The following is a 22,953-nucleotide window of genomic DNA, read 5'->3' on the forward strand; positions in this document are numbered from 1 at the left end:
CGCTACCGTTGTCGCCGAGCCTGGTCCGCCTGCCGCGTTTTGGCCGGAATCCGACGTCGACGACATCCTGACCTGGGTCAACGATCCGGCCATCGTCGTAACATCGCGGCCTTCGCCGGCAGCGCCTTCACCCGCGACCAGGGCGGCTGTCCGCCAGACCCTGGCCTCTTCGGCAGCGACCGGGTCTGGTCGATCACCGGGGCCGCCACCGGCACTACCTGGGCCCAATGCGGCGTCCACCAGATCGACCGCTCGAGTCCGGCCGCCTCGCCACCATCATCGCCGCCCAGGGCGACATGGGCCGCGGCTTCGGCTCGGCCGCGATCCGGGCCACCCTCGACCACGCGTTCGGCCCGCTGGGCCTGCACAAAGGTCTGGCTCGCGATCTTCCGCACCAACGAGCGCGACCGTCACCTACGCGCGGCTGGGCTTCGTCGAGGAGGGCGTCCTGCGCGAGGAGTACTTCCACGACGGCGGCTGGCACGACATGCTGCGCATGAGGCATGCTCGCGCCGAGTGGCAGACGCTGGCCGCGGCCTGATCACCCGCTGCGCGGGGCCGACGTCGGCCGGACCACGCGCTGCGCAGGTGCGCGGCGCGGCGCGGGTGCGCCCACGCCAGGGCGCCCTCGAGGCCCCGCGGCCTGATCAGCCGCCTGCGCGCGCCAGGCCGCCGTCGGCCGGATCACAGCTGCGCGCGGGCTCGCCGCGCCGCGGGTGCGCCACGCCAGGGCGCCCTCGCCACCGTCGCGCTCACGCGCTGCGCGGGCGCGCGCGCCAGCTGTCGAGCATGCAGGCGTAGTTGAGGCGCTCCACGCGTGCGGGTCGGGCGACGAGCGCAGGTCCATCACGCCCCGGGCCTCGGCGCTGGAGCGGTAGCCCCTTGCCGTCGAGCCACCGCCAAGAGCTCGTCGCGGATCACCCCGACGTAGGCCGGGCCGTTGACCAGCGGCGCCGACGCCAGCTGGACCACGTGGGCGCCGCACAGGATCGCCTTGGCCGCGTCGAGTGCCGGTGTGGCACGCCGCTGCAGCCCGAGCGCCAGCGGCGTGGTCGGCGAGAGCAGCGCGAGCGCGTGCAGGCGCAGCGGCAGCTCGGCCGGCGTGGATGGGCGCAGGCGGCGATCGACGTCGAGCGTGTCGAGCGAGATGTCGGGCTGATAGAAGCGGTTGAAGACCACCACGCCGCGGGCGCCGGCCTGATCGAGGCGCCGCACGAACGCCGGCACCGACGCGTAGAACGGCGACAGCTTCACCGTCACCGGGATGTCGACCTCGGCCACCACCGCCGCCACGACCTCGAGCTGGCGCGCCTCGACCATCGCGCCGGTCTCGTCGGGGGACGTCGCGACCTCGTAGAGGTTGAGCTCGAGCGCGTCGGCGCCGGCGTCCTCGAGGCGCGCATACCGGGTCCATCCGCCGGGCGTGGTGCCGTTGAGCGAGGCCAATGACCGGCACGTCGACCCGCGGCCCGCAGGCGCGCGAGCCTGCGCAGGTAGGGCTCGGCGTCGAGGAGAACACGCGACGTCGGGCAGGAACGTCGGGCCTCGGCGTCGACGTCGACGCGCGCGTCGAGGAAGCGGTGGGCGGCGAGCTGCTCGGTGACGAGCTGCTCCTCGAACAGCGAGTACATGACCACCGCGCCGGCCCTGGCCGCGACCGCCGCCGCGACGGCCTCGGCGTCCGCGACAGCGGGCTCGCGGCCACGACGAGCGGACTGCGCAGGTCGAGCCGAGCCAGGAGGGTGGATGATCAGCCATGGTGCGTCTCCTTGGGCAGGTGGATGCGCGCGAGTCGCTCGTAGAGCGCGTGGCGCTGGCGGACCGCGGTCCGGGCCGCGTCGAGGAGCACCGCGTAGCGCTCGGGCGACCGCAGCTCGACCATGCGGAAGCGGGCCTCGTTCGCCATGTAGGCCGGGACGTCAGCTTGGGCGGGCCGGAGTCGATCACCAGGGGCGCCTCCCCGCGCTCGACCGGCGCGGGTCGAAGCGATACAGCGGCCACACGCCCGCTGTGGATGGCGCGCTTCTGCTGCGCGGGCGAGCGCACGAGGTCGTAGCCGTGCGCGATGCACGGGCTGTGGGCGATGATGAGCGACGGCCCCGGGTGGCGCTCGGCCTCGAGGAAGGCCTCGACGGTCTGCGCGCTGCGGGCCTGCATCGCGACCTCGGCGACGTAGACGTGGCCGTAGGTCATCGCCAGCAGCCCGAGGTCCTTCTTCCCAGTCTCCTTGCCGGCGGACGCGAACTTGGCCACGGCCCCCAGCGGCGTGGCCTTGGAGGTCTGGCCGCCGGTGTTGGAATACACCTCGGTGTCGAGCACCAGCACGTTCATGTTGCGGTTCGAGGCGAGCACGTGGTCGAGCCCGCCGTAGCCGATGTCGTAGGCCCAGCCGTCGCCGCCGACGATCCACACGGCCGCGCGGCACCAGCGCCGGCGCCACCGCGCCAGTCCGGCCTGGCCGACGCGTCGCCGGCCAGGCGCGCCATCAGCGACTCGAGCGCCCGCTGCGCCGCGTCCAGGCCTCGCCGCGCCGGGCGCACGCAGCCGTCGACCAGCCCCGCCGGCAGCCGGGCGCCAGGCGGCCGAGCGAACGGGCCGGCGGCGCCGGGCGTCGAGGCCGAGACGCAGGCCGAGGCCGAACTCGGCGTTGTCCTCGAACAGCGAGTTGGCCCACGCCGGTCCGCGCCACAGGCATCGGTCGTGTAGGGCGTGGTCGGCAGGTTGCCGCCGTAGATCGACGAGCAGCCCGTCGCGTTGGCGATCAGCAGGCGGTCGCCGAACAGCTGGGTGAGCATACGCAGGTAGGGCGTCTCGCCGCAGCCCGCGCAGGCCCCGGAGAACTCGAACAGCGGCTGCGCAGCACCGCGGTGCGCTTGTCGATGGCGAGCCCGCGAGCGGCGCGGAGGCGATGGGTCTGGAAGAACGCGAACGCCTCGCGCTCCCGCTCGCGGTGCTCGGCCAGCGGCCTGTTGACAGGCGCCTTGCGGCGCGGCTGGCGGTCCTTGGCCGGGCAGACCTCGACGCAGAGCGTACAGCCGGTGCAGTCCTCGGGGGCGATCTGCACGGTGTAGCGCATGCCCGAGGGCCGGGTCGAACCTCCCGGGCCGAGCGGAAGCCCGGCGGCGCGTCCGCCAGCCGTGCCGGGTCGAAGACCTTGGTTCGGATGGCGGCGTGCGGGCAGATCATCGAGCACCGGTTGCACTGGACGCACAGGTCCGGCTCCCAGATGGGGATGTCGAGGGCGATGGCCCGCTTCTCGTAGCGGCTGGTGCCGGTGGGCCAGGTGCCGTCGGGCGGGAACGCGCTCACCGGCAGCCGGTCGCCGTGGCCCTCGAGCAGCAGGCGGGTCACCCGCTGCACGAAGTCGGGCGCGTGGGCGGACCGCCGGCGGCCGCGCCCGCGGGTGGTGCCGCGCGGGACCGGCACCTCGTGCAGCTCGGCCAGGGCGGCGTCGATGGCGGCGATGTTGCGGCGCACGACCTCGGGCCCGCGCTTGCCCCAGGTCTCGACGACCGACTGCTTGATGTGGGCCATCGCCTCGTCGGCCGGGAGGACCTTGGCGAGCGCGAAGAAGCAGGCCTGCATCACGGTGTTGATGCGCCCGCCCAGCCCGGCCCGCGTCGCCACGCCGTTGCCGTCGATCACGAACAGCCGGCAGCGCTGCTCGATCAGCCGCGCCTGCACGTCGCGCGGCAGGCCGTCCCACACCCGCTCGGGCGCGACCGCCGTGTTCAGCAGCACCGTCGCGCCCGGCATCGCCGCGCCCAGCACGTCGAGGCGCTCGAGCGAACCCCGGGTCGTGCACGGCCACGAACTGCGCCCGCCGGATCCGGTACGTCGAGCGGATCGGGCGCGGTCCGAAGCGCAGGTGCGACACCGTGGTCGAACCCGCCTTGCGGGAGTCGAACTCGAAGTGCCCCTGGGCATACTGCCCGGTCTGCTCGCCGATGATCTTGATCGTGGCCTTGTTGGCCGAGACGGTGCCGTCGGAGCCGAGCCCGAAGAACACGGCGCGGGAGACGTCGTCGGGCTCGAGGTCGAAAGTCCGCGTCGTACGCCAGCGACAGGTGGGTGACGTCGTCGTGGATGCCGACGGTGAAGCGCCGCCGGGGCGCCGCGCGGGCCAGCTCGTCGAAGACCGCCTTGGCCATCGCCGGCGTGAACTCCTTGGACGCCAGCCCGTAGCGGCCGCCGATGAGCCGCGGCAGGGCGTCGCGGTCGCCGCGGCCAGCGCCTCGACCAGCGCCGAGGTGACCTCCTGGAGCAGCGGCTCGGCGGACGACCCCGGCTCCTTGGTGCGGTCGAGCACCGTGAGCGCGCGGACCGAGGCGGGCAGCGCCGCGAGCAGGTGCTCGATGGAGAAGGGCCGGAAGAGGCGCACCTTGAGCACGCCGACCTTCTCGCCGCGCGCCACCAGGTGCTCGACGGTCTCGTGCGCGCACTCGGCGCCGGAGCCCATCATCACCACCACCCGCTCGGCCTCGGGGTGGCCGACGTAGTCGAACATCGGGCACGGTGCGCGGCGAGGGCGTCGGGGTCGATCAGCGAGCGCAGCGCCTCGTCGGAGAGCAGGGCGACCTTGGTGATCTCGTGCGAGGTGCGGAAGCCGTCGAAGAAGTGCAGGAAGGGGACGCGGCACCGCAGCGTCGCGGCATGCGCCACGGCGGCCAGGTCCTGGGCCTCCTGGCCGAGCCCGAGCCCAGCAGCGCCAACCCGGTCCCGCGCGCGGCCATCACGTCGGAGTGATCGCCAAAGATCGACAGCGCGTGGGTGGCCAGCGCCCGCGCCGCGACGTGCAGGCAGAACGGCGTCAGCTCGCCGGCGATCTTGAACAGATCGGGCAGCATCAACAGCAGGCCCTGCGACGCGGTGAACGTCGTCGTCAGCGCGCCGGCCTGCAAGGCGCCGTGCACCGCACCGGCCGCGCCGCCCTCGGACTGCATCTCGATCACCTCGGGGACCGAGCCCCAGACGTTCGGTCGCTCGTCGGCCGACCACGCGTCGGCGTGCTCGCCCATCGCCGAGGCCGGGGTGATCGGATAGATCGCGATCACCTCGCTCAGGCGATAGGCCACCTGGGCGACCGCCTCGTTGGCGTCGAAGGTCTTGAAGACGGGAGTGGCGGGAGTGACGGTCGCGGCCGGGTCAGCCATCGCCCCGCATGGTGCGAGCCCTGTGCCAGCCCGCGCGCGGTGTGGGCCCCGGTGCGCCCCGCCGCGACGCAAGGGCTGCGGCGGGCGGCGGCCCAAGGCGCGAGAATTGCGCGCGCGGCCGCGACGCGACGACGAGGCGCTCGTGGTCCTGCGGCGCGGGGCCTCGTTCGCTTGAACCCCATGACGACGGTGAACGGCGCCACCGCGACCTCGGCGCCGGCGCGGGCGGGGCGGCGCTGCGTCGAGATCGTTCGGTCGAACACCGTGACGACGGCGGCGATGGCGCACGCGCCCGTTCAGACCGTCGCGCCCGCCGGTGTTGGTCAGTACTCAGCCGCCGCCGCCGATGAACCTCGCGCAGGATCGAGGTCGGCGGCACGTGGTCCGAGTAGATCGGCACGAACCGGTCGAGCAGGCGCAGCAGCCGGAACGCGGTCGTGTACGACGGGTGATCGTGCGGGACCTCGAGCAGGTAGCGCTGGGCGTAGATCTTCAGCACCGACAGCTCGTAGATGAGGCTGGTGTCGAAGACCACGTCGGCGGTGTGCTGGTAGGGAAAGATGTGGCGGCGCTCGCCGCGCCGGACCGAGTCCCAGCGGCCGATGTTGGCCGCGGCGTCGAGGTTGCGGGTGTGGCGATCGCGGACGATCCGGCGCACCAGGCGCACGTCCGACGGGTGCACCGGCGACAGCCGATCGAACGGCAGCTGCGCCAGCGGGCACACGAACACCGCGAACGCCGCGGCCGGCGGCAGCATCGCGTGCAGGCGCGGGTTGAGCCCGTGGATGCCCTCGAGCAGGACGATCTCGCCCGGCCCCAGCCGCAGCGTGCGCCCGCCGGTCGGGTCGCTCTTGCCGGTGCGGAAGTCGTAGCGCGCGGTCGCGACCTCGTCGCCCGCGGCCAGGCGGCGCAGGTGCTCGGTCAAGAGGTCGATGCGCAGCGCCCTCGAACGCCTCGTAGTCGTACTCGCCGTGCTCGTCGCGCGGCGTGGCCTCGCGATCGCAGTAGTAGTTGTCGAGCGACAGCTCGTGCGGACGGATGCCGTCGACCTGGAGCTGGACCCGCAGGCGCTTGATGAACGTGGTCTTGCCCGAGGACGACGGCCCGGCGATCGCGACGATGCGCGTGCCGGCGCGGCCGGCGATCCGGTCGGCGATCGCGGACAGCCGCTTCTCGTGGTAGCCTCGGACACGCGGATCAGCTCGGTGAGGCCGCCCTTGACGCAGGCCTGGCTGAACGCGCCGACGCTGGTGACGCCGAGGCTGGCCAGGAACCGCTCCTGGTCGCTGACCAGCGCCGCCGCGTGATCCGACTCGACCCGGGCCACGCCGACGTGGCCGTCGTCGGGCGAGCGCCGGACGATCGACGGCGGGTACATGAGCACCAGCCCTTGCCGTTGGCGACCACCCGCGCGCCGGTCAGCGCGCCGGCGTCGGGGCCGGGCGGATCGAGCGCCAGCGCCTGACCTCGCCGAAGGTCGCGACTGGCACCATCGGCTGCAACCAGCCGTCGAGCAGCGCCTCGGCGTCGTCCCAGCCGACCTCGACGAAGCGCTCGCGGGCCTCGTCGACGTGCCACAGCTCCTCGCGCATCGGCACGTCGGCCGCGGCCAGCGCCGCCATCTCGTGCTCGAGCGCCGCCGCCAGGGTCGGCAGCTCGTCGGCGATCCGGCCCGCGACCAGCACCCGCTGGCCCACGCCCAGCGAGTGGCCCAGGCGCAGCTCGACCAGCGGATCGACCCGGCGCGCGGCCTCGAGCAAGAGCAGGCCCAGCCCGCGCCGCAGGATGCGCTCGCCGTCGTTGCTGGCGCTGGTCAGCGGCGCGACCTGCACGGCGACGTGATCCGGGTGCCCAGCGACACCGGCCGACGATCGATCAGCGCCGCGACCACGACGTCGCCGTTCGCGCGCGCCAGCAGGCTGCCGACGGTCACCCCGGTCGGCACCTGGCGGACTCGTCGCCGATCCGGACGCGGATCTGCGTGCGGCGCGGCAGCGAGCGCTCGGTCAGGAGCGCGCCGACGGAGTCGGTGACCTCGGTCAGGCGCACGCCCAGGCCCGACACGACCGCCTCGAGCAGCCACAGCGCCGCGGTCGGGTCGGCCGCCGCCAGCTCGCGGTAGGCGTCGCGGGTCAGGACGCCCAGCACCAGCGGCGTCACCGCCACGACGCTGGCCGCGCGGGGCCCGCCGCCGATCATCCCGAGCTCGCCGAAGTGCTGGCCCGGCAGCAGCCGCGCCAGCGTCACGTCGCCGCGCCGGGCCTCGGCCACGCCGTCGAGGATCACGTACATCGTCCGGTCGCCGTCGCCCTCGCGCACGACGACCGCGCCGTCGGGCACCTCGAGCCGGCGCAGCCGCGCCGCGACCGCGACCCGGGCCGCGGGATCGAGCGCGTCGAGCAGCGCGCCGTCGAGGCTGTGCGCGGTCGGGTCGGCCAGCGGCGGCGCGCGCCTCATCCGAGGGATCCGACGGAGACTGGCACGGAGGCTGGGACGGCGGTCATGCTCGTGATCGTGATCGTGATTCGTGATCGCGGTCAGCGGGCTACGGGGCGCACACGCCGTACTCGGTGCCGCCGACCGACAGCGCCGGGTTGAAGCCGACGCAGGTCGTGCCCGCCACCGACACACACTCGTTGCCGGCCGGCCGCGTGCACACCTTGCGGCAGCGCTGCTGGGCGTTGTAGGTCGAGCACAGCGTGTTCGACGAGCAGGTCGCGTCGGACGTGCACGCCGCGCCGATCGCGCCGGCGCCCGGGGTCGCGCAGTCGAGGATGTCGAGCGGGTTGCCGGCCCGCGTGGTCGTGAAGAAGCCGCACTTCTGCCCGGCCGGGCAGCCGCCGGCCGCGCTGTTGGTCGGGCTGCAGTTGGCCGAGCAGGTCAGCGCGCCCGGGATCGGCTGCGCCATCTGGTCGGTGATCTGGATCGCGCACAGCGCCCGCGGCTGCGGGCAGTCGCCGTCGGCCGCGCAGTACTTGTGGCAGCGCCCGCCCGCGCAGACGAAGCCGGTCGCGCACCTGAGAACGTCGAACAGGTGCTGGCCTCGGTGCCCGGCACGTTGACCGCCCGGCACGCCGTGCCCATCAGATCGGTGAAGTCGATGTCGCAGGTCAGCGGCGGCGTGCACCCGCACTGCGGGAACAGCGAGCACGGCTGGGTCGAGCAGCCGTTGGCGTCGGTCGGCGCGTCGGTCGGCGCGTCGGTCGCGCCGTCGACCGCGGTGGCGTCGGCGCTGGCGCCGTCGGGACCACCGGCGCCGTCGGGCGTCGCGCCGTCGGGATCGGGGTCGGCGCCGTCGACCGCGGCGGTGCCGTCGGAGGTCGCGCCGTCGTCGTCGGCCACCGCGTCCACGTCGGCGCCGGCCGGCCGCGACGACGCGCACCCGCCCAGGGTCGTTGCTGCGGACAGGGCCAGGGCGAGCAAGCGGGCACGGAGCTGCATCACCTCGATCCTCAGATCCACCGCCGGCGATCGCAAGCTGTTTCGCCCGTAACCTCTGCTACGTTCCACCTACATGAGCCTGGTGGCGGCCGATCGTCTGACGGGGGAAGGCAACGCACTCTTTCAGCAGGGCGACTTCGCCGGCGCGGCCGAGCGCTACGAGCGCGCCGCGGTGTTGTTCCCCGAGCACCACCTCGCCTGGAAGGGCCTCGGCCACGCGCTCCTGTGCCTGGCGCGCCCCACCGAGGCCGCGCGCGCGTTCGACCGCGCCATCGGCCTCAAGTCCGACAGCGCCACCGCGCTCTGGGGCGGCGCGCTCGCCCACGCCGACCTCGGCCACAAGCCGATCGCGCAGAACTACCTCAAGCGCACGCTCGCGCTGCAGCCGTCGTGGACCGAGCTCGCGCGCTCGGTGCCCGCGCTCGCGCAGTTCCTCCAGATCTCGACCTACGCCGGCGAGATCCTGCGGGTCGCGCTCGGCCCGCCCAGCCTGCGCACGTTCCGGCACGCCGCCGATCCCACCCGCGCGATCGACGTCGCGCGCTACCCCGACGTGCCCGAGCCCGGCCACGTCACCTACGGCTCGCTCGGCCTGTCCAACGTCGAGTGGCCCGACGGCCGCCCGCGCATCGAGGTGCTGCTGGCGTGCGTGCACGACAGCGCCGGCATGCCGCAGCTCGTCGCCAACACCGCGTTTCACATCATCGATCAGCAGTTCTACCCGACGCCCGGCAGCGTCGTGCGCGACCTCGTCGGCGTGCTCCGCCTCGGCGACCTGTCGCTGCGCTTCCCGCACATGTTCTTCACCGTGCCCCGCCGCTGGGGCCTGCGCCTGCCGCTCGACGAGGGCCCCCCCGCGATCACGATCACCTCGGCCGTGCCGATCAGCGAGCGCGAGTACCGCTACTGGAAGGACGGCGGCGAGGATCTGCCCCGCCGCCTCGCCGCCGTGGACACCGCCGACTTCGCCCGCGCCGAGGTCGTCTAGGGCCGCGACGCGACGGCGTCACCCGCACGATCGGCGCGGTCAGGTTCGCCCCCGCCGTCGCGATCGCCGCCAGCGACGGCGTCACGCGCACGATCGGCGCGTTTCCGGTTCGCCGCCGCCGGCGTGATCGCCGCCAGCTACGGCGTCACGCGCACGATCGGCGCGTTCAGGTTCGCGCCCGCCGTCGCGATCGCCGGCGCCGCCTGGGCCGAGGCCAGATCGACCACGCTGTCGAACGCCGCGCGGTCGTAGACCTGCACCGACCACAGCGGCGAGTACGCGGTGTCGCCCGGCAGCGCCGCGACGACGTTGTGGGTCAGCGCGCTGCCCGCCTCGGTCGCGAAGCCCTTGCCCGCCACCGGCGCGCCCGCCGTCGGGTTGATGTCGTAGGCCACGTAGATCGTCGAGGTCGGCACGAGATCGCCCGCCGGCGCCAGGCTCGGCCGCTCACCGAAGTGGAAGTAGTGGACGATCTTGTCGTCGTACCAGGCCTGGGACAGCTCGGCGTAGTCGCCCGGCGTGCGCACGCGCGCCACCGAGCCCTCCGGCACCAGCGGGCAATTCACCAGCGCCGGCATCGGGGTCAAGGTGAGGCCCCGCGCCACGATCTCCGCGTAGCTGGTGATCGTGTTCGCGACGTAGTCGCCCGGCACGTCGACCCGGATCGGCTGCCACAGGTCGTTGTAGCCGGCCATCCCCGGCACCACCGTGACGATGTTCTTCTGGCCGTCCACCGGCCCGTTCTCGCCCTCGCGGAACAGCACGTAGATCGGCGCCGGCGTCGTCGGCTGCACGTCGAACAGGTACAAGGCCACCGCCTCGCCCCCCGGCCCCAGCACGTCCATCTTGAAGGTCGCGTCGTAGTCGATCGCCGCGTCCGCCGCCGGCAAGCTCGGATCGGCGTCGCGCACGAACACCGTGCCCGCCGCCGCGCTGAACCGATCGATCGGGTGCCGCGGCGCCGTCGCCGGGTCCACGCCCTTCGGGTCGTCGGAGCAGCCCGCCCCCGCTCCCAGGGCCAGCAAGATCGCAGAGATCGCCGTGATGCGCATGACGTACCTTACGCGCCCCGCGCCGCCCTGGTTACCCCGCGCCCCGTCCCTCACCAGATCGCTCGCCCGCGCTTGACAACCCCCGCGCCCGCTGGTACCTACACGCCCGTTCCGGGGTCATAGCTCAGCTGGGAGAGCGCTAGAATCGCACTCTAGAGGTCTGGGGTTCGATCCCCCATGGCTCCACCGGAAAACGTCAAGGGTCTCGCAGCGATGCGGGGCCCTTCGGCGTTTCGGGCAGCGCGTTGGGTTCGATCCGGCGCGGCTCGGAATCGGTGCCCCGGATATCGGGCATCTCCATGCTCGAGCGTCGCGCCTTGTGGATCCGTCCGGCAATGTCGGCGATGACCATCGGGGCAGAACCGACGTCTACCGCACACGTCTCACCTGTCTCGGGTGATACCGGCGTCGCCCCGCCTCCTCTAGCCTGGACACTCGCCTCGCAACCGTGGCCCCTTCGGCCTGGCTGCGGCGCGGTCCGTTCCCCGATCGTGAGGCGCCCATGACTCGTATCAAGACCCTGGCCCGCTCTGTTCACGGGCTGGTCGCGGTCCTCGCGCTGGCCCTGGTGTGCGTCCCGGGGGCGCCGCTCCGCGCCGACGACAAGAGCGACCTGATCTCGAAGATCGAGGACCGGCTCCGCAACGCCGCGAGCGCGCTCGCGTACCTGCCGACCGACTCGAGCGACGGGCCGATCGATCGCGCGGGGGGGCCCGGGGGGGGGGGGCGGGGGCCACGCCGCTGCAGAAACGGGGACGACGCGCGCGGCGCCTGGCCGAGAGCTTCCGCGACGTCCAGGACAAGTGGAACCAGGCGACCGAGCACCTGCGCAAGCTCAAGGCGGGCATGCGCCAGGCCGAGCCGATCGCGACCTCGTGCACGTCGCGCGACCAGGAGCTGGTGCGCAAGGCCCGCGAGTACGAGAGCAAGAACGACCCAGACGGGCTGACCGAGCTGCCGCGCCAGACCGCGACGGTCCAGGACGCGGTCAAGCGCGAGCTCTACGACCTGCAGCAGCACGACAGCCGCATGGACGACTACGCCGACGACGCCGACGACTTCCGCGGCGACGGGCCGTGGCGCGACCTGGCCTCGACGGTCGCCCAGACCGCCCAGACGTCCTTCGGCCTCTGGCGCAAGAGCTACGAATCGGCCAAGTCCAGCTGCGCCAACCTCGAGCGCGGGCTCGACCACCCCACCATCAAGGAGATCCTCGCGAACCTGTCGAACTCCGCCGGCGGCCGCAAGGCGATCATCGAGCAGCTCAACAAGGACGCGCGCAGCCTGGCGTCGACCCTCGCCGGCGTGTCGGAGGACTCCGGCCTGGGCTCGGTCCAGCAGGCCAAGGCGCTCCTGCAGTCGATCGAGCGCGGCATCGAGTCGCTGGGCCGCACCGCCACCACCGACAAGGAGACCCGCGTCATCCTCGAGAAGTGGCCCGAGGGCATCCGCCAGCTCAAGGAGGCGATCGACGACCTCGAGGACCTGAAGGTCCACCAGCACGACATGGACCCGCTGCCCGAGAGGTGCCTCGCCAAGGAGCGCGAGATCCAGGAGGCGATCGCCAGGAACGGCAGCGACACCGATGGTATCGACGACCTCCCCAAGCTCGCCGACGCGATCGCGCAGCCCGTGGTCGCGGGCCTCGACAAGGCCAAGGACCGAATGCGAGAGGAGAGCGACGACCTCCAGCGCGCCAAGGCCATCTCAGCCAGCGAGGGCCCGTGGCGCGATGTAACCGCCGCCGAGCAGCGCGACGCCGACGAGACGTTCAAGACCTTCGAGGACAGCTTCAAGAAGACCGAGCAGGCGTGCGCCAACATCGTCAAGGGCAAGGACGCCCCCGCGGTCAAGGAGGCGACCGAGCGTTTGCGCCGAGGCGCGACCGATGGCAGCTCCACGCTCGAGCGCAGCGTCGACGCGTGGGTCGTCGCCGCGCGCGCGACCTACATCACCGACTGCGACGCCAAGCGTCAGATGTGGGAAGCCGAGTGCGGCAGCGACCGCGAGCCGTCAGGCGAGGATTCCGACGTCGACGCCCAGGAGATCTCGCGCCGGGTCGAAGGCGAGATGCGCGACCGGATGAAGCCGCTGCTCGAGCGCCTCCCGGAGCTCCAGCAGCAGGTCGATGTCCTCTTGGCCAAACGCGAGACCAAGGCCCAGGCCGCGCCGCTTGCAGCCAAGCTCAAGACCGAGCGTCAGCGCCTCGAGCGCCTGTCGGAGTCGGGCCGCTGGAAGGGCTCCAACCGGCCCTACAACCAGCTCGCGACCTCGTACGGGAAGGAGCAGCACGTCCGGATGCACAAAGACTTCAGCTGCCAGCTGCCGCTGGACCCGACCCGGCCGCTGAAGTTCGAGGGCGCCGAACACCTGTACCCCGACTGCATCATCGTGACCGACAACAGCTGCGAGATCATCGAGTTCAAGCCCGAGAGCAAGAAGGGGCGGCGCGACGCCGCCAGGCAACTCGCGAGCTACCGCAAGACCGTCCCCGAGTACTACCAGAAGCACCTCGACAACAAGAGCAACCCCGACCCGGAGTATGGTGGAAGTAAGTTCCTCGCCCGGATCGTCGCGGCCGGGTGCGCCGGCAGCGATGGCAAAGGGAGCATCCGCTTCACGACGCCTGACCCCGGAAATGCCTACTACCACATGTGCGCCCAGCCCTACGAGTGCATCGAGCCCAACTGAATGTTCGTCGGCACCTATCTCCTGCCGCTCGTCGAGCCGGCTGATCCTGGCGCGGTCGCCGACGCGGTCGCGGCGTACGTGGTCGCCAGCGAGCTAGCCCTGAACCGCATCACCTCGGCCGCGCCGAGAGTCAAGACCCGGACCTTCAAGGTGCAGAAGCTCCGAGAGCTCTGTGCAGCTCCAGAGATGTTGAGCTTCACGTTGTGGAACGAGAACCCAGGCAACGAACCCGACGACGAGTGGGATCTGGATGTGTACATCCGCGACAGACCCCAGAGCCGTACCGACAAGCTGGCCTACGACTACGAGGAACGGCAGGGCCACGTCATCACGCAGGCGGCCGCGCCTTCGCTGACCCCCGGCGTTGCGCACCTACCTCGAAGCCATGACCGTGCAGCACCGCATCGCCCATGGATTCATCGCGGGGTTCGCCCGCTACGTCGACGCCCGCCTCGAGTGCATGACCACGGCGCTCGGCGCGAGCGAGCGCGACATGGCCCAGCAAGAGCGCCTGGTGTTCGACGGCCGCCGCGACCAGGAGCGGGACAAGCTCCGGCGGCTGTATCCCATGACGATCATCGGCCCCGACATCTGGGCCCAGCTCCCGCCGATGCCAGCCTTCGATCCGATGCCGACGATCGAGGACCTCGGCACCTGCAAGCTTCTGACCGCCTGGCCGACGCTCTGCCCGCCCCGCGACCCCGCGTTCCTCCGCGGCACGCGCGCGCTGCGCGAATGGCTGTGGCCCTATACGATCCAGAACCCTGCCGACCACGTGGACAAGGACCCGGCCGGATAGCGCAGGCATTCAGCCGGCTGGGTGTGAGCATACGCTGCACGAGCCGCGTCCTTCCCGGCTGACGCGGGCGGTGGCAGCTTGAGGCCGTGTTAGCGAGGGCCCCCGACCGTGGGAACACGGGCGGGATCGGGCGGGCTGCGTGATGGCGGCGGCATAGGCCGCCATCAAGCGGGAAGTTGCCCCCGGACCGGCTGCGCGAGGACGATGACGCCCGCGATCACGGGGCTGGGCGCGTCGCCCGCCAGAATAGGTGACGCCGAAGGTGCGCCAACACCGACGGCGTCGTGCCCTCGATCGCTGCGTGTGTGATAGCGATCAAGAACACCTCAGTCACCGTCCACCCTGAGCTCGACGTCAAGGATTGGTTGCAGCGACCGCCGTCGGTCGACGCGGTGCGACCCGGGCGATGCCCGGGGTGTGGCGCGGCCAGCCGCCCGGCAGGTGGCCTGGTGGGTCTGCACGGCCACGGGCTGCGAGATCGGCAAGTGCGGGGCCCTCTCACGCTCGGCGATGCGTCGTCGCTCCGGGAGCTCCCCGGAGATCAGGTAGTGGCCCAGCGTCGTACACAACGGCAGCAGCGGCTTGGGCACGTCGTCGGCGTAGATCTGGTCGCCGGTGAGGAACAATTGATGTGGCCGGGCCAGGGGCTCATTGCGACGCGTGAAGATCAGGTCGTCGAGGAACGCGAGCGCATCGGGCCCCTTGGCCCCAGCCCGCCGACACGAACCATGGGCGATCGTGAGGTGCTCGATCGTGTTGGGTGGGAGCGCGAACGACGGGAGCATTGCGTCGTCGTAGCCGAGCGGCAGGTGTGGCCGCTCGCCGGCTGCGGAGTGGGCCAACAGCCCGAGGCTGTTGAGGTCGTGGCGACCGTCGGCCGCGGTGAACGCGATGTTGTACGAGTAGAGCTGCTCGGGCAGGAGCGCGACGTTGGTCGCCATGACACAGGCGACGTGCAGCTTGGCCCCCACGCGCAACGTCGGGACCGTGACGGGCGTCGCGAGCGGAGTCGCGCCGTCGAACAACGCACGGTTGGTGGTCGACGCCACCAGCCCGGCATAGATCGCTAGTTCGACGTCGGCGGGCTCACGGGTCGCGACCCAGACGGCGACGACATCCGGCTCCACCCGTCGCAGGATCGGTCCGGCGAGCAGCAGCGGTAGCGTCTCGAGCCACTCGATCAAGCCAGGCCTCCCCTGAGTGCGTCACAGCGTTCCGGCGGGGCCATGGTACGTTCGAGTCGATCGTGCGGTCAATCGTGCTAGCCCTGCTTCCGACGATTGTGGCTTGCTCCACGGTCCGTGCCTCGACCCGCGTTGGTCCGGTGCTGGTCGCGCCGTCCGGTGCCCGCGCGTTCATCAATGTCGAACGTTGGACCACCGTGCGGGCGCCCCTGCTCGACACCGAGGATCGCGCGTCGTCGCGGGACGCGGTGATCGAGACGATGGTGGTCGAGATCGATCTGCACAGCGGGAAGGCGCAGCCGCGCCTCACCGAGGATGGCTGGGTGTCGCTGCTCGCCTACGCTGCGGTCGACGATGTGCTGTGGCTCGCGGCGGACCGGCCGGCGCCGCGTCCCCGCGTGTTCGGCGTCCGCCCCGACCGGACGACCATCGACGTACCGGCGGGGTTCGCGGGCGACGCACAGTTCTTCGCGCCCGGCCTGATGTTCAACCCGATGCTCGGCGCGACCCCCTCCGTCCTGTGGGAGATGACCACCGGCCGGCAGGTCGCGGTCGCCGAAGCCTGGCCGCTGCGCTACGCCCTCGTGCGCGTGTCCGCCGACGGAGCGCACCTGACCGGTTGCGATCTCAGCGATGGCACCATTCGCGTGGGGCACATTCCGATCCACGACGGCCTCGTCGCCGGACTAGCCCACGTCGTCGTCACGGTCGTCACGCAATCACCTGACCGGGCGATGAAGTGCGTCGTCACGCCCGACGGCTCCCGTGTCGCGGTCGCCAGCGACGCTGGCGCCGTCGTCTACGACGTGGCCACGCGGGCGGTGATCGCGCGCGTCGACGTACCGGCCGAAGGCACCCTGGCGTTCGCCGGGCCGAACACCCTCGTCGTGCGCCGCGCCGATGATGGGGTGATGATCCTCGACCTCGTCTCCGGCGTCGCCAAACCGACCGCGCCCGGGTGCTGCCGCCAGGTCGTTCCCGCCGCGAGCGGCAACGCCGTGGTCGCGAGGAACGCGGGACTCACCGCCGGCCTCTTGATCGCCGCCGACCGCACAGTCACCCCGCTGTCGAGTCGAGCGGGGGCGCACTTCGCCGAGCAGACCGGCCAGCCACCCGACCCGCAGTTCGACGACGCGACCCGCGTCGTGATCCTGCCCGACCGCGCGCGCCTGGTCATCGGCATCGAGGGCGCCCGCGCCGTGATCGAGGTCAAGGTGGGCACCACGTCGCGGTTCCGGACCACCGTCGACGCCCACGGCCGCTGACCTCCCCCCAACCCCTCCCCCGACCTCCCCGCGAACCTGCCCGCTCGCCCCTGGATCGGCCTGGCTGATGCGTTCCGCTGCGGAACGAAATCGCCGATCCAAGCTGCGAGAATCATTATCGATTGGCAGAATCGCACTCTAGAGGTCTGGGGTTCGATCCCCCATGGCTCCACCGGAAAACGTCAAGGGTCTCGCAGCGATGCGGGGCCCTTCGGCGTTTCGGAGATCCCGCCGAGCCGGCGCACCTCACGGCAGCGGCGCCGCGAGCGTCGCGGTGACGCGCGCCGTCGCCGGCGACTCCTCGGACTTCGCAAGACCTCTCAGCACAGCCCCTTCAGGTTGAGGCGACGGTAGAGGTCGCGGCCGAGGCGGCCGACGAGGTCGCCGACCAGCTTGTTGCGCACCAGCGGGTCCTCCATCATCGACGCCGGCAGCATGCCGCTGAGCTCGGCGACGATCTGGGCCTCGCCCTTCACGCGGGCGAGCTCGAACACCAGGCCCTCGAGGGCGTTCGAGCCGCCCTTGGGGGTGCAGAGCGCGTCGCGCACGCTGGCGTGACCCTCCTCGGGCATCTCGAAGGGCACGTCCATGGCCACGCTGGCCAGGCCGAGCCCGACGTCGACCTTGTGCGGATCGAAGGGCTCGCACAAGAGCTTGCGCACCGTCACCGTGCCGCGGTCGGGCACCTCGAACGGCTGGTCGAGCAAGGCGTCGACCGAACCGGCGAAGGTGCCGGGCGCGAGGCCGAGCTTGTTGGCAACGGCCCGGGCGCACGCGCTGCCGCCGTCGGCGGCCTGGGGCAAGGCGGCCAGCTCCTCGTCGACCGCCTTGGCGATCGCGCTGTCGAGCAGCGACGAGCCGTAGGCGATCAGGTAGTCGGTGACCGCCAGCATCGCGGCGCTGCGGTGGGTGGGGACGACCTCGCGTCCACCCAGCTCCTTGTACGCGGTGACCACGGCGTCGACGTAGTCCTGGCAGTTGTGGGTGATGCCCTTGTAGTGGCCATAGTCGGCGGCGACGGCGAGCGCGGCGCGCTCCATGAGGTCGCGATCGTAGGCGTGCAGCGCCGGGCCGTACGTCGGCATCATGTCAGATCGATCGGGGTGCACGCCGTCGTGGAAGAAGCCCAGATCCGGCGGGTGGAGCGGGCTCTGCTCCTGGTCGCTGGCGAGGCCGTCGCCGGGGACGTCCGACGTCGTCGGCGGCGGCTCGAGCATGATGTGCATGTGGTGAAAGCCGGTGCTCGCCGGGGTGTCGAGGGTGTGCAGCCCGACCTCCTGGATGAGCGGCTGCACCTGCTGCAGCATCGGCGCCAGGGCGTCGAGCTGCGGCGCGATCTGGTCGAGCAGCGGGCCCATGTCGCGCAGGCGGCGCAGGTCGGGCGCCGCCAGCTCCAGCATCGGGTTCCCGTCGAGGAACTCCCCGATCGGCAGGCCTTCGGCGCGCTCGCGCAGGGCCTCGGTCACCGAGCTCGCGGCCAGCTGCTGGATCTGGGTGCCCATCTGCATGACCGGCTCGAGCTCGCGACGCATCGTCACTGCGGTGTTCTGCATGCCGGGCCGGACCTCGTACTGGTTCATGCCGTGCAGCAGCACGCCCAGCATCGGCATGCCGATCAGCAGCACGAAGATGAAGAACGCGGTGAGCACCTTGCGCAAGGTCGACCACTCCGCCGGTCCACCCCCATGGCCACCGTCGTCGGGCGGCCCGCCGTCCGGCCCGCCCTCGTCGTCGCTGTCGAGCTCGCTGCCCTCGCCGTCGAGCTCGCGTCGGGCCGCCTCGATCGCGTCCGCCCAGCCGTCGAACGTGCGCCCGGCCTTCTTGTTGTCGCGCCCCAGCGCTGCAGCAGCGCCACGATCCTCCCGATCTCCGCCAGCGTCCGCGACGTGCTTCGCGATGGTCTCGGCGAGCTTGTAGTTGTAGCCGCCGACCTTGAGCTTGGGCATCACCGCGCCCCCGCTCAGCGTCGGCAGGCTGCGCAGTGGGCCCTGATCGGCGCCCGCCCACGCCGGCTCGCCACGCACCGCGCGATCTGCCATCGCGTCGGCCTCGGCCTCTAGCGGATCGTGACCGCCGAGCAGGCTGGCCAGCTTGGCTTGCGCCGACCGCGGCGCGCGCCCCAGCGCCTGCTGCGTGACGTGGGCGAGCTCGTGGGCCATCAGGTGCTGGCCGTCGGCGCTCGACGGATCGAGCTGGCCGGCGCCGAAGTGGACGTCGGTGCCGCGGGCGAAGGCGCGCGCGCCCATCTCGTCGGCGGCGCCGTCCTGATGGACCCGCACCGACGACAGGTCGTAGCCGAACGACGCCTCCATGCGCGCCTGCACGTCGGTCGGCATCCCGCCGAGCCCCGGGGCCCCGCGCGCGCCGAGCAGGTGCGTCGCGAACGGGTCCTCGCCGCCGCCCCCGCCGCGGCTGCCGGTCGACCCCAGCGCGCTGGCGCCCCCGCCGCCGCCGGTCGCCCCCAGCGCGCTGGCGCCCCCGCCGCCGCCGGTCGCCCCGTCCTGCCCCGGCGCGCTGCTGCGCTGCACCGGCAGGGACTGGGTCAGGCTGCGCTTGCCTGGCGCGATCCCGCTCCCGCCGTGAACCTGACCATCGTCGGCGCCGTGGAAGTCCTGGAACGATCGCATCAAGGCAGCGTGCGCGCCGCCCCCGCGAACGCCGATATCAGCCCGATGTCACGCGAGCCGAGCCCGTCGGTGGGTGGCGCGGGTCGGGGGCGCGCTGCCTGCCCGCGCTCCCGGCCCGCGCTCCCGGCTCGCGCGAACCGGCCCACGCTCTTGGCTCGGCCTGGCTGATGCGTTCCGCCCGTGGCCCCCACGCTCCCCCGCGAACCGGCCCGTTCGCCGCTGGCTTGGTCGGTCTGTTGCAATCCGCCGCGGAACGAAGCCCAGGGCGCCAGAAGAAGTCGAGGGGCAATGCGAGGCCCGTCGGATCCGGCGGCGGCCAGAGCGGAGCCAGATCACCGCGGCGGCACCAGCGGCTCCGCGAGCGCCTCGAAGGCGCGCTGCTTGGCCAGTGACTCCTCGGACATCGCCGAGTCGAGCGAGTCGGTGAGCTGGAAGTAGACGCCCAGGCCGAGCTCGCGGACCACCGCCGGTCGCACGACCTCGACGATCTTCGCGATGCCGCCGAGCTGGTCGACGTACGGGTGAGCGTAGAAGGTCCCCCAGCGTGGGAAGCGGACGTAGCGCGCGCCCATCTCCATCTTGTTCACGCACATCCGCGAGACCTGATCCGGGCGGGAGTGCGCAGGGCGGCCATTCGGCAGCGTGATGTTGCCGGCGCTCGCCTCGGCCATCGCGGCGGTGTACGTCGGCGCGGTGAACACCACACCTTGATTCGCGGGAGCGCGCGCGGCGAGCGCGAGGACATCGTCGAGCCACTGCGCGAGCGTGGCGGTCGGCTCCCACGGTCGCTGGCCGTACACAAACGGCTTCTTTGCCGACCACGGCTGAACCTGGGAGTCGACCTCGAACCTCGCGTACGTCTCGTCGCAACGCGCGGAGGTCGCGAGGCCCACCGTGCTGGTCGCGTCGGTGGCGAGGATGCCCGTGTAGATCCCCGCGCGGTCCTTCAGCGAGAGCATCCCCGGACGCCGCACCATCTTCTGGCCGGACACCGCGATGGACGAGAAGTAGCGCAGCGGTCGCCCCCACGACGGGCTGGTCACGAGGCGGAGCATCTCTCCCCGCAGCTCTGGCGAGCAGAGCGCCTCGCGCTCCAACGTGAACGCAAATCCGATCGCAGCCATGGTCAATCCTCGTCTTCCTGGATGTCCACGCGTACCCGTGTCGACCGAGTCGCGTGGCTGGTCGGAGCGGTCGGCAGGCGCCGCTGCAGAAGGGTTCATCTGAAAGCTACTTCCTACGGTGCGTCCCACCCGCCCGGCGCAGGCACGTGGTCGAGTCCCGGGATCGCACGCGGCGCGTCGGCGAGCGGCCCGAAAGCGCACGCGTCCTCGAGGCCCGCGACGCCAAAGTCCCACGGCCCGGCGTCGGTGGCCGCCACCCCGAATCCCCGGAAGACCTCCACACCGGCATCGCCCCAGCAGTCCGACTGCACGTAGACAGTCCCCGGGTAGTGGGTCTCGTTGTCCAGCCGGCCGCCGGCGGCGCCCCAGCGGGCGTAGGACGCACCGAAATTGCTGCCGTCCTCCGGCGCCTCCAGCGCCAAGGCGCCGCCGTCGGGACCGAGGTCCCAGTGCGTTACGCGCCGCCACGGACTGCCCTGTGCGTTCGTGGCTCCCGTGAAGTCAAACAGCCGCTCGGTGCGCCCGGCGGTGATCGGCGTCGCCGAGATGTGGAGCGTGCCCCATCCGCGCGAGGACGGATCGAGGGCCGTCTGGCGATCGAGGTCGAGCGTCAGGTCGAAGCCCTCGAGGGAGACCTGTCCGGTCAAGAGCGGCTCGAGGCTGGGCTCGTCACCCGCCAGCACGATGTCGTGGACCAGCGCGTACTGACCGTCGTCGAGCCGATCGAGCCGCAGGACGAGATCGCGGGCGCCGATGCGACGACGCCACTGCACCACGTCGCCGATCTCGAACTCCGGGGTGGTGGTGATGCACTTCTCGAGGCCGAAGAAGATCTCCTCGAGCCTGGCGTCGACGTCGTCGGCCGCGAACACGACCTGCCGGAACCCCCGCGAGACCGCAGGATCAGTGGCGTCGCCCGCGGCGTGCGGGAACCCGACCAGCACGTCATCCCGCGTGGGGACCACGGCGCGATGCTCGGGGGCCCCGCAGGAAGACACCGGGCACAGCGGGGCATCGGCGTCGACGGGGCGGTCGGTTCCACGCACCGGGGGCGGCCGGGAGGGCCAAGCAGAGAGTCAGATAGCGCGACATCACACACACTCCGTTCACCAGGGGTGAGATCCAAGGCGACCACCGTCGCCTATCGAAGTCGGTCGTCGAGGTGGGAGGCCCGTCGGCGCCGCGCAGCCACGTCGGGGCACCTGATCACCACAGCCGCCCCGGGAGGTCGGGCAGCCCCTCGCGCAGCCGCGGCGACCCGTTGGAGATCCGGGCGGTGTTGTGGTCGATCGAGCGGACCCGCACGATGTGCCCGGCGAGGCCGATCATGACCACCCCGATCACCAACGCGATCGGCACCAGTAGCCCGAGGATCGCCGCCCCGAGCGCGATCGCGACCGCCACCAGCGCGACCGCCAGCGCGACCAGCCCCCAACCGATGACGTGCTGCTTGCGACGCGCCGTCGCGTGGGCCCGACACAGCCCGACGATGAGCTCGGCGCGGCGACGGACCGCAAGCGCGACGAACAGGTAGACGATCGGGCTCAACAGCAGGAGCAGGTACCAGGCCGGTCGGTGCCAGTAGATCTCCTGCCGGTGCGACGTCGCCGCCGGCTCGCCGCAGGCAAAGCAGCGGTCATCGATTCGAGCCAGGGCCGGGACGACCAGCAGGTCGCCGTCGCGCCAGCCCGCGGGAGGCCGAGTTCGTCCGCTCCGTTCATGCGCAGGTTATCGGTGACCGCTCGCGGCGGCGGTTGCGTGCCCGGGCTGATTTGTGGAGGTCGCCGACGGTCGCCGCGACCTTTGCGTCTACACGCCGTTGCCGTGCGTTGTGACGCGCGCCTGATTGATCACAGCCCGAGCGCCGCGCGCTGGGCGGCGAGCCACTGCGCCCACTCGGCCGATCGGGCCCGCCGGCGGCGGCTCTCGCGGGCGAGCGCGAGGCGGTGTTCGGCTGGGAGGGCGCGCCACACCGCGGGGACGACCGGCGCGCCACGATTCCCCGGCAGGGGCACTCCGGTGAACATGCCCCAGTCGTCGAGGAGGACCCACGCGCCAGCGAACTCGTCACCGCTGTTCTCCGACAGCGTGCCGTCAGGTAGACGAACTCACCCTCGGTGTTCCAGCGCCCTGGGCGAGCGCCGCGGACAGGTCCGCGAGTTCGGCCGGCGTGGCGCGCGACCGTGTCGGCGTCGGCGTCGACGTCCTCACGGCCAGCGAGTCGCTGCGCCAGCCAGACGACGCCCTCGTCGACGACAGGCTCGCGCAGGGGCGAGCGCGACGAGCCAGATCAGCCGACCACCGACGGCGGCGTAGAAGTTGGGATCCGAGGCGTGGCCCAGGAGGCCTCCGGCGAGCAGGCGCGCAGGCTCGTAGTCGGAGGTCGCGCTGATCGCCGACGTGACCACGGCCTGGTCGATGATGACCTGCTCGATCGGCCACGTGAGGTGCGCGGGATCGGCGGTGCGCAGGACGATGGCCGCCGCAGCGATCTCGACCGTGCCGTCGCTGTCCGACGCCCCTGCGCCCACGTGTGCGTGCACTGTTGCACGACGGCCTGGCGCGGCAGGTCGAGAAACCGGCACCAGCTGCCCGCGTCGCTCGAGGGCCGCGCCGACCGCGCAGAGCG

At 72.1% G+C, this 22,953-nt stretch carries 21 protein-coding genes, 1 tRNA gene and 1 pseudogene; 6 read left to right on the plus strand and 17 right to left on the minus strand.

Features of this window, described 5'->3' with window-relative positions; translation table 11 throughout:
- Nucleotides 1-77: 77 nt before the first annotated feature.
- The 4 genes and pseudogenes from IPL61_06785 to IPL61_06800 form a co-directional block, all read right to left on the minus strand.
- Nucleotides 78-395: a hypothetical protein gene (locus tag IPL61_06785; protein MBK9031029.1), complete on the minus strand. Its 318-nt coding sequence runs from the start codon at nucleotides 393-395 to the stop codon at nucleotides 78-80.
- A 451-nt stretch (nucleotides 396-846) separates the two neighbouring features.
- The gene (locus tag IPL61_06790; GenBank protein MBK9031030.1) at nucleotides 847-3,927 is read right to left on the minus strand and encodes a 2-oxoacid:acceptor oxidoreductase family protein; all 3,081 of its coding nucleotides are present in this window, start codon (nucleotides 3,925-3,927) and stop codon (nucleotides 847-849) included.
- A gap of 304 nt (nucleotides 3,928-4,231) precedes the next feature.
- A pseudogene (locus tag IPL61_06795) lies at nucleotides 4,232-4,507 on the minus strand (hypothetical protein).
- Nucleotides 4,462-4,662 carry a hypothetical protein gene (locus tag IPL61_06800; GenBank protein ID MBK9031031.1) on the minus strand — a complete coding sequence of 67 codons (201 nt, stop codon included), beginning with the start codon at nucleotides 4,660-4,662 and terminating at the stop codon, nucleotides 4,462-4,464. The pseudogene IPL61_06795 and the gene IPL61_06800 overlap by 46 nt, the downstream one beginning before the upstream one ends.
- Before the next feature lie 207 nt (nucleotides 4,663-4,869).
- Here IPL61_06800 and IPL61_06805 point away from each other — a divergent pair, with 207 nt between their 5' ends.
- Complete coding sequence (locus IPL61_06805; GenBank protein ID MBK9031032.1) at nucleotides 4,870-5,043, plus strand: hypothetical protein; 174 nt, start codon at nucleotides 4,870-4,872, stop codon at nucleotides 5,041-5,043.
- 102 nt (nucleotides 5,044-5,145) lie between these two features.
- On the opposite strand, the gene IPL61_06810 is transcribed toward IPL61_06805, so the two are convergent.
- The 5 genes from IPL61_06810 to IPL61_06830 form a co-directional block, all read right to left on the minus strand.
- Nucleotides 5,146-6,531, minus strand: a complete 1,386-nt coding sequence (locus tag IPL61_06810) for a hypothetical protein (GenBank protein ID MBK9031033.1) — start codon at nucleotides 6,529-6,531, stop codon at nucleotides 5,146-5,148.
- Between the two features lie 40 nt (nucleotides 6,532-6,571).
- Complete coding sequence (locus IPL61_06815; protein MBK9031034.1) at nucleotides 6,572-6,985, minus strand: hypothetical protein; 414 nt, start codon at nucleotides 6,983-6,985, stop codon at nucleotides 6,572-6,574.
- A gap of 97 nt (nucleotides 6,986-7,082) precedes the next feature.
- Complete coding sequence (locus tag IPL61_06820) at nucleotides 7,083-7,610, minus strand: cyclic nucleotide-binding domain-containing protein (protein ID MBK9031035.1); 528 nt, start codon at nucleotides 7,608-7,610, stop codon at nucleotides 7,083-7,085.
- An 88-nt stretch (nucleotides 7,611-7,698) separates the two neighbouring features.
- A complete protein-coding gene (locus IPL61_06825; protein MBK9031036.1) occupies nucleotides 7,699-8,061 on the minus strand; it encodes a hypothetical protein in 363 nt (120 codons plus the stop codon).
- Complete coding sequence (locus IPL61_06830) at nucleotides 8,034-8,594, minus strand: hypothetical protein (GenBank protein MBK9031037.1); 561 nt, start codon at nucleotides 8,592-8,594, stop codon at nucleotides 8,034-8,036. Before IPL61_06830 ends, IPL61_06825 begins: the two co-directional genes overlap by 28 nt.
- A 73-nt stretch (nucleotides 8,595-8,667) precedes the next feature.
- Here IPL61_06830 and IPL61_06835 point away from each other — a divergent pair, with 73 nt between their 5' ends.
- The gene (locus IPL61_06835; GenBank protein MBK9031038.1) at nucleotides 8,668-9,582 is read left to right on the plus strand and encodes a tetratricopeptide repeat protein; all 915 of its coding nucleotides are present in this window, start codon (nucleotides 8,668-8,670) and stop codon (nucleotides 9,580-9,582) included.
- A gap of 137 nt (nucleotides 9,583-9,719) precedes the next feature.
- On the opposite strand, the gene IPL61_06840 is transcribed toward IPL61_06835, so the two are convergent.
- The gene (locus IPL61_06840) at nucleotides 9,720-10,634 is read right to left on the minus strand and encodes a hypothetical protein (protein ID MBK9031039.1); all 915 of its coding nucleotides are present in this window, start codon (nucleotides 10,632-10,634) and stop codon (nucleotides 9,720-9,722) included.
- A gap of 113 nt (nucleotides 10,635-10,747) precedes the next feature.
- Here IPL61_06840 and IPL61_06845 point away from each other — a divergent pair.
- A tRNA-Ala gene (locus IPL61_06845) sits at nucleotides 10,748-10,820 on the plus strand.
- Nucleotides 10,821-10,830: 10 nt separating this feature from the next.
- Here the strand turns inward: IPL61_06845 and IPL61_06850 are convergent.
- Complete coding sequence (locus IPL61_06850; protein ID MBK9031040.1) at nucleotides 10,831-10,986, minus strand: hypothetical protein; 156 nt, start codon at nucleotides 10,984-10,986, stop codon at nucleotides 10,831-10,833.
- Between the two features lie 494 nt (nucleotides 10,987-11,480).
- Here IPL61_06850 and IPL61_06855 point away from each other — a divergent pair, with 494 nt between their 5' ends.
- The gene (locus IPL61_06855; protein ID MBK9031041.1) at nucleotides 11,481-13,325 is read left to right on the plus strand and encodes a hypothetical protein; all 1,845 of its coding nucleotides are present in this window, start codon (nucleotides 11,481-11,483) and stop codon (nucleotides 13,323-13,325) included.
- 364 nt (nucleotides 13,326-13,689) lie between these two features.
- Nucleotides 13,690-14,124 carry a hypothetical protein gene (locus IPL61_06860; GenBank protein MBK9031042.1) on the plus strand — a complete coding sequence of 145 codons (435 nt, stop codon included), beginning with the start codon at nucleotides 13,690-13,692 and terminating at the stop codon, nucleotides 14,122-14,124.
- Nucleotides 14,125-14,450: 326 nt separating this feature from the next.
- On the opposite strand, the gene IPL61_06865 is transcribed toward IPL61_06860, so the two are convergent.
- Nucleotides 14,451-15,308: a hypothetical protein gene (locus IPL61_06865; GenBank protein ID MBK9031043.1), complete on the minus strand. Its 858-nt coding sequence runs from the start codon at nucleotides 15,306-15,308 to the stop codon at nucleotides 14,451-14,453.
- Between the two features lie 140 nt (nucleotides 15,309-15,448).
- On the opposite strand from IPL61_06865, the gene IPL61_06870 reads away from it, so the two are divergent.
- Nucleotides 15,449-16,573, plus strand: a complete 1,125-nt coding sequence (locus IPL61_06870) for a hypothetical protein (protein MBK9031044.1) — start codon at nucleotides 15,449-15,451, stop codon at nucleotides 16,571-16,573.
- 320 nt (nucleotides 16,574-16,893) lie between these two features.
- On the opposite strand, the gene IPL61_06875 is transcribed toward IPL61_06870, so the two are convergent.
- From IPL61_06875 to IPL61_06895, 5 genes are all read right to left on the minus strand, one after another.
- Nucleotides 16,894-19,200: a DUF4157 domain-containing protein gene (locus IPL61_06875; protein MBK9031045.1), complete on the minus strand. Its 2,307-nt coding sequence runs from the start codon at nucleotides 19,198-19,200 to the stop codon at nucleotides 16,894-16,896.
- A 332-nt stretch (nucleotides 19,201-19,532) separates the two neighbouring features.
- On the minus strand, nucleotides 19,533-20,324 hold the full coding sequence (locus IPL61_06880) for a hypothetical protein (GenBank protein MBK9031046.1): 792 nt from the start codon (nucleotides 20,322-20,324) through the stop codon (nucleotides 19,533-19,535).
- 113 nt (nucleotides 20,325-20,437) lie between these two features.
- Complete coding sequence (locus IPL61_06885) at nucleotides 20,438-21,289, minus strand: hypothetical protein (protein MBK9031047.1); 852 nt, start codon at nucleotides 21,287-21,289, stop codon at nucleotides 20,438-20,440.
- A 241-nt stretch (nucleotides 21,290-21,530) separates the two neighbouring features.
- A complete protein-coding gene (locus IPL61_06890) occupies nucleotides 21,531-21,872 on the minus strand; it encodes a hypothetical protein (GenBank protein ID MBK9031048.1) in 342 nt (113 codons plus the stop codon).
- Between the two features lie 659 nt (nucleotides 21,873-22,531).
- On the minus strand, nucleotides 22,532-22,953 hold a 422-nt coding region (locus tag IPL61_06895), incomplete at its 5' end, for a hypothetical protein (protein MBK9031049.1).

Source organism: Myxococcales bacterium (assembly GCA_016717005.1).
Taxonomy (GTDB): domain Bacteria; phylum Myxococcota_A; class Polyangia; order Haliangiales; family Haliangiaceae; genus UBA2376.

What these genes read in the sequence shown, in the direction of transcription:
- IPL61_06790 (MBK9031030.1), bottom strand. Translation starts at nt 3,927, where the DNA reads ATGCCCAGGGGCACTTCGAGTTCGACTCCCGCAAGGCGGGTTCGACCA.
- IPL61_06810 (MBK9031033.1), bottom strand. Translation starts at nt 6,531, where the DNA reads ATGTACCCGCCGTCGATCGTCCGGCGCTCGCCCGACGACGGCCACGTC.
- IPL61_06820 (MBK9031035.1), bottom strand. Translation starts at nt 7,610, where the DNA reads ATGAGGCGCGCGCCGCCGCTGGCCGACCCGACCGCGCACAGCCTCGAC.
- IPL61_06825 (MBK9031036.1), bottom strand. Translation starts at nt 8,061, where the DNA reads ATGGCGCAGCCGATCCCGGGCGCGCTGACCTGCTCGGCCAACTGCAGC.
- IPL61_06830 (MBK9031037.1), bottom strand. Translation starts at nt 8,594, where the DNA reads ATGCAGCTCCGTGCCCGCTTGCTCGCCCTGGCCCTGTCCGCAGCAACG.
- IPL61_06835 (MBK9031038.1), top strand. Translation starts at nt 8,668, where the DNA reads ATGAGCCTGGTGGCGGCCGATCGTCTGACGGGGGAAGGCAACGCACTC.
- IPL61_06840 (MBK9031039.1), bottom strand. Translation starts at nt 10,634, where the DNA reads ATGCGCATCACGGCGATCTCTGCGATCTTGCTGGCCCTGGGAGCGGGG.
- IPL61_06850 (MBK9031040.1), bottom strand. Translation starts at nt 10,986, where the DNA reads ATGGTCATCGCCGACATTGCCGGACGGATCCACAAGGCGCGACGCTCG.
- IPL61_06855 (MBK9031041.1), top strand. Translation starts at nt 11,481, where the DNA reads ATGCGCCAGGCCGAGCCGATCGCGACCTCGTGCACGTCGCGCGACCAG.
- IPL61_06875 (MBK9031045.1), bottom strand. Translation starts at nt 19,200, where the DNA reads ATGCGATCGTTCCAGGACTTCCACGGCGCCGACGATGGTCAGGTTCAC.
- IPL61_06880 (MBK9031046.1), bottom strand. Translation starts at nt 20,324, where the DNA reads ATGGCTGCGATCGGATTTGCGTTCACGTTGGAGCGCGAGGCGCTCTGC.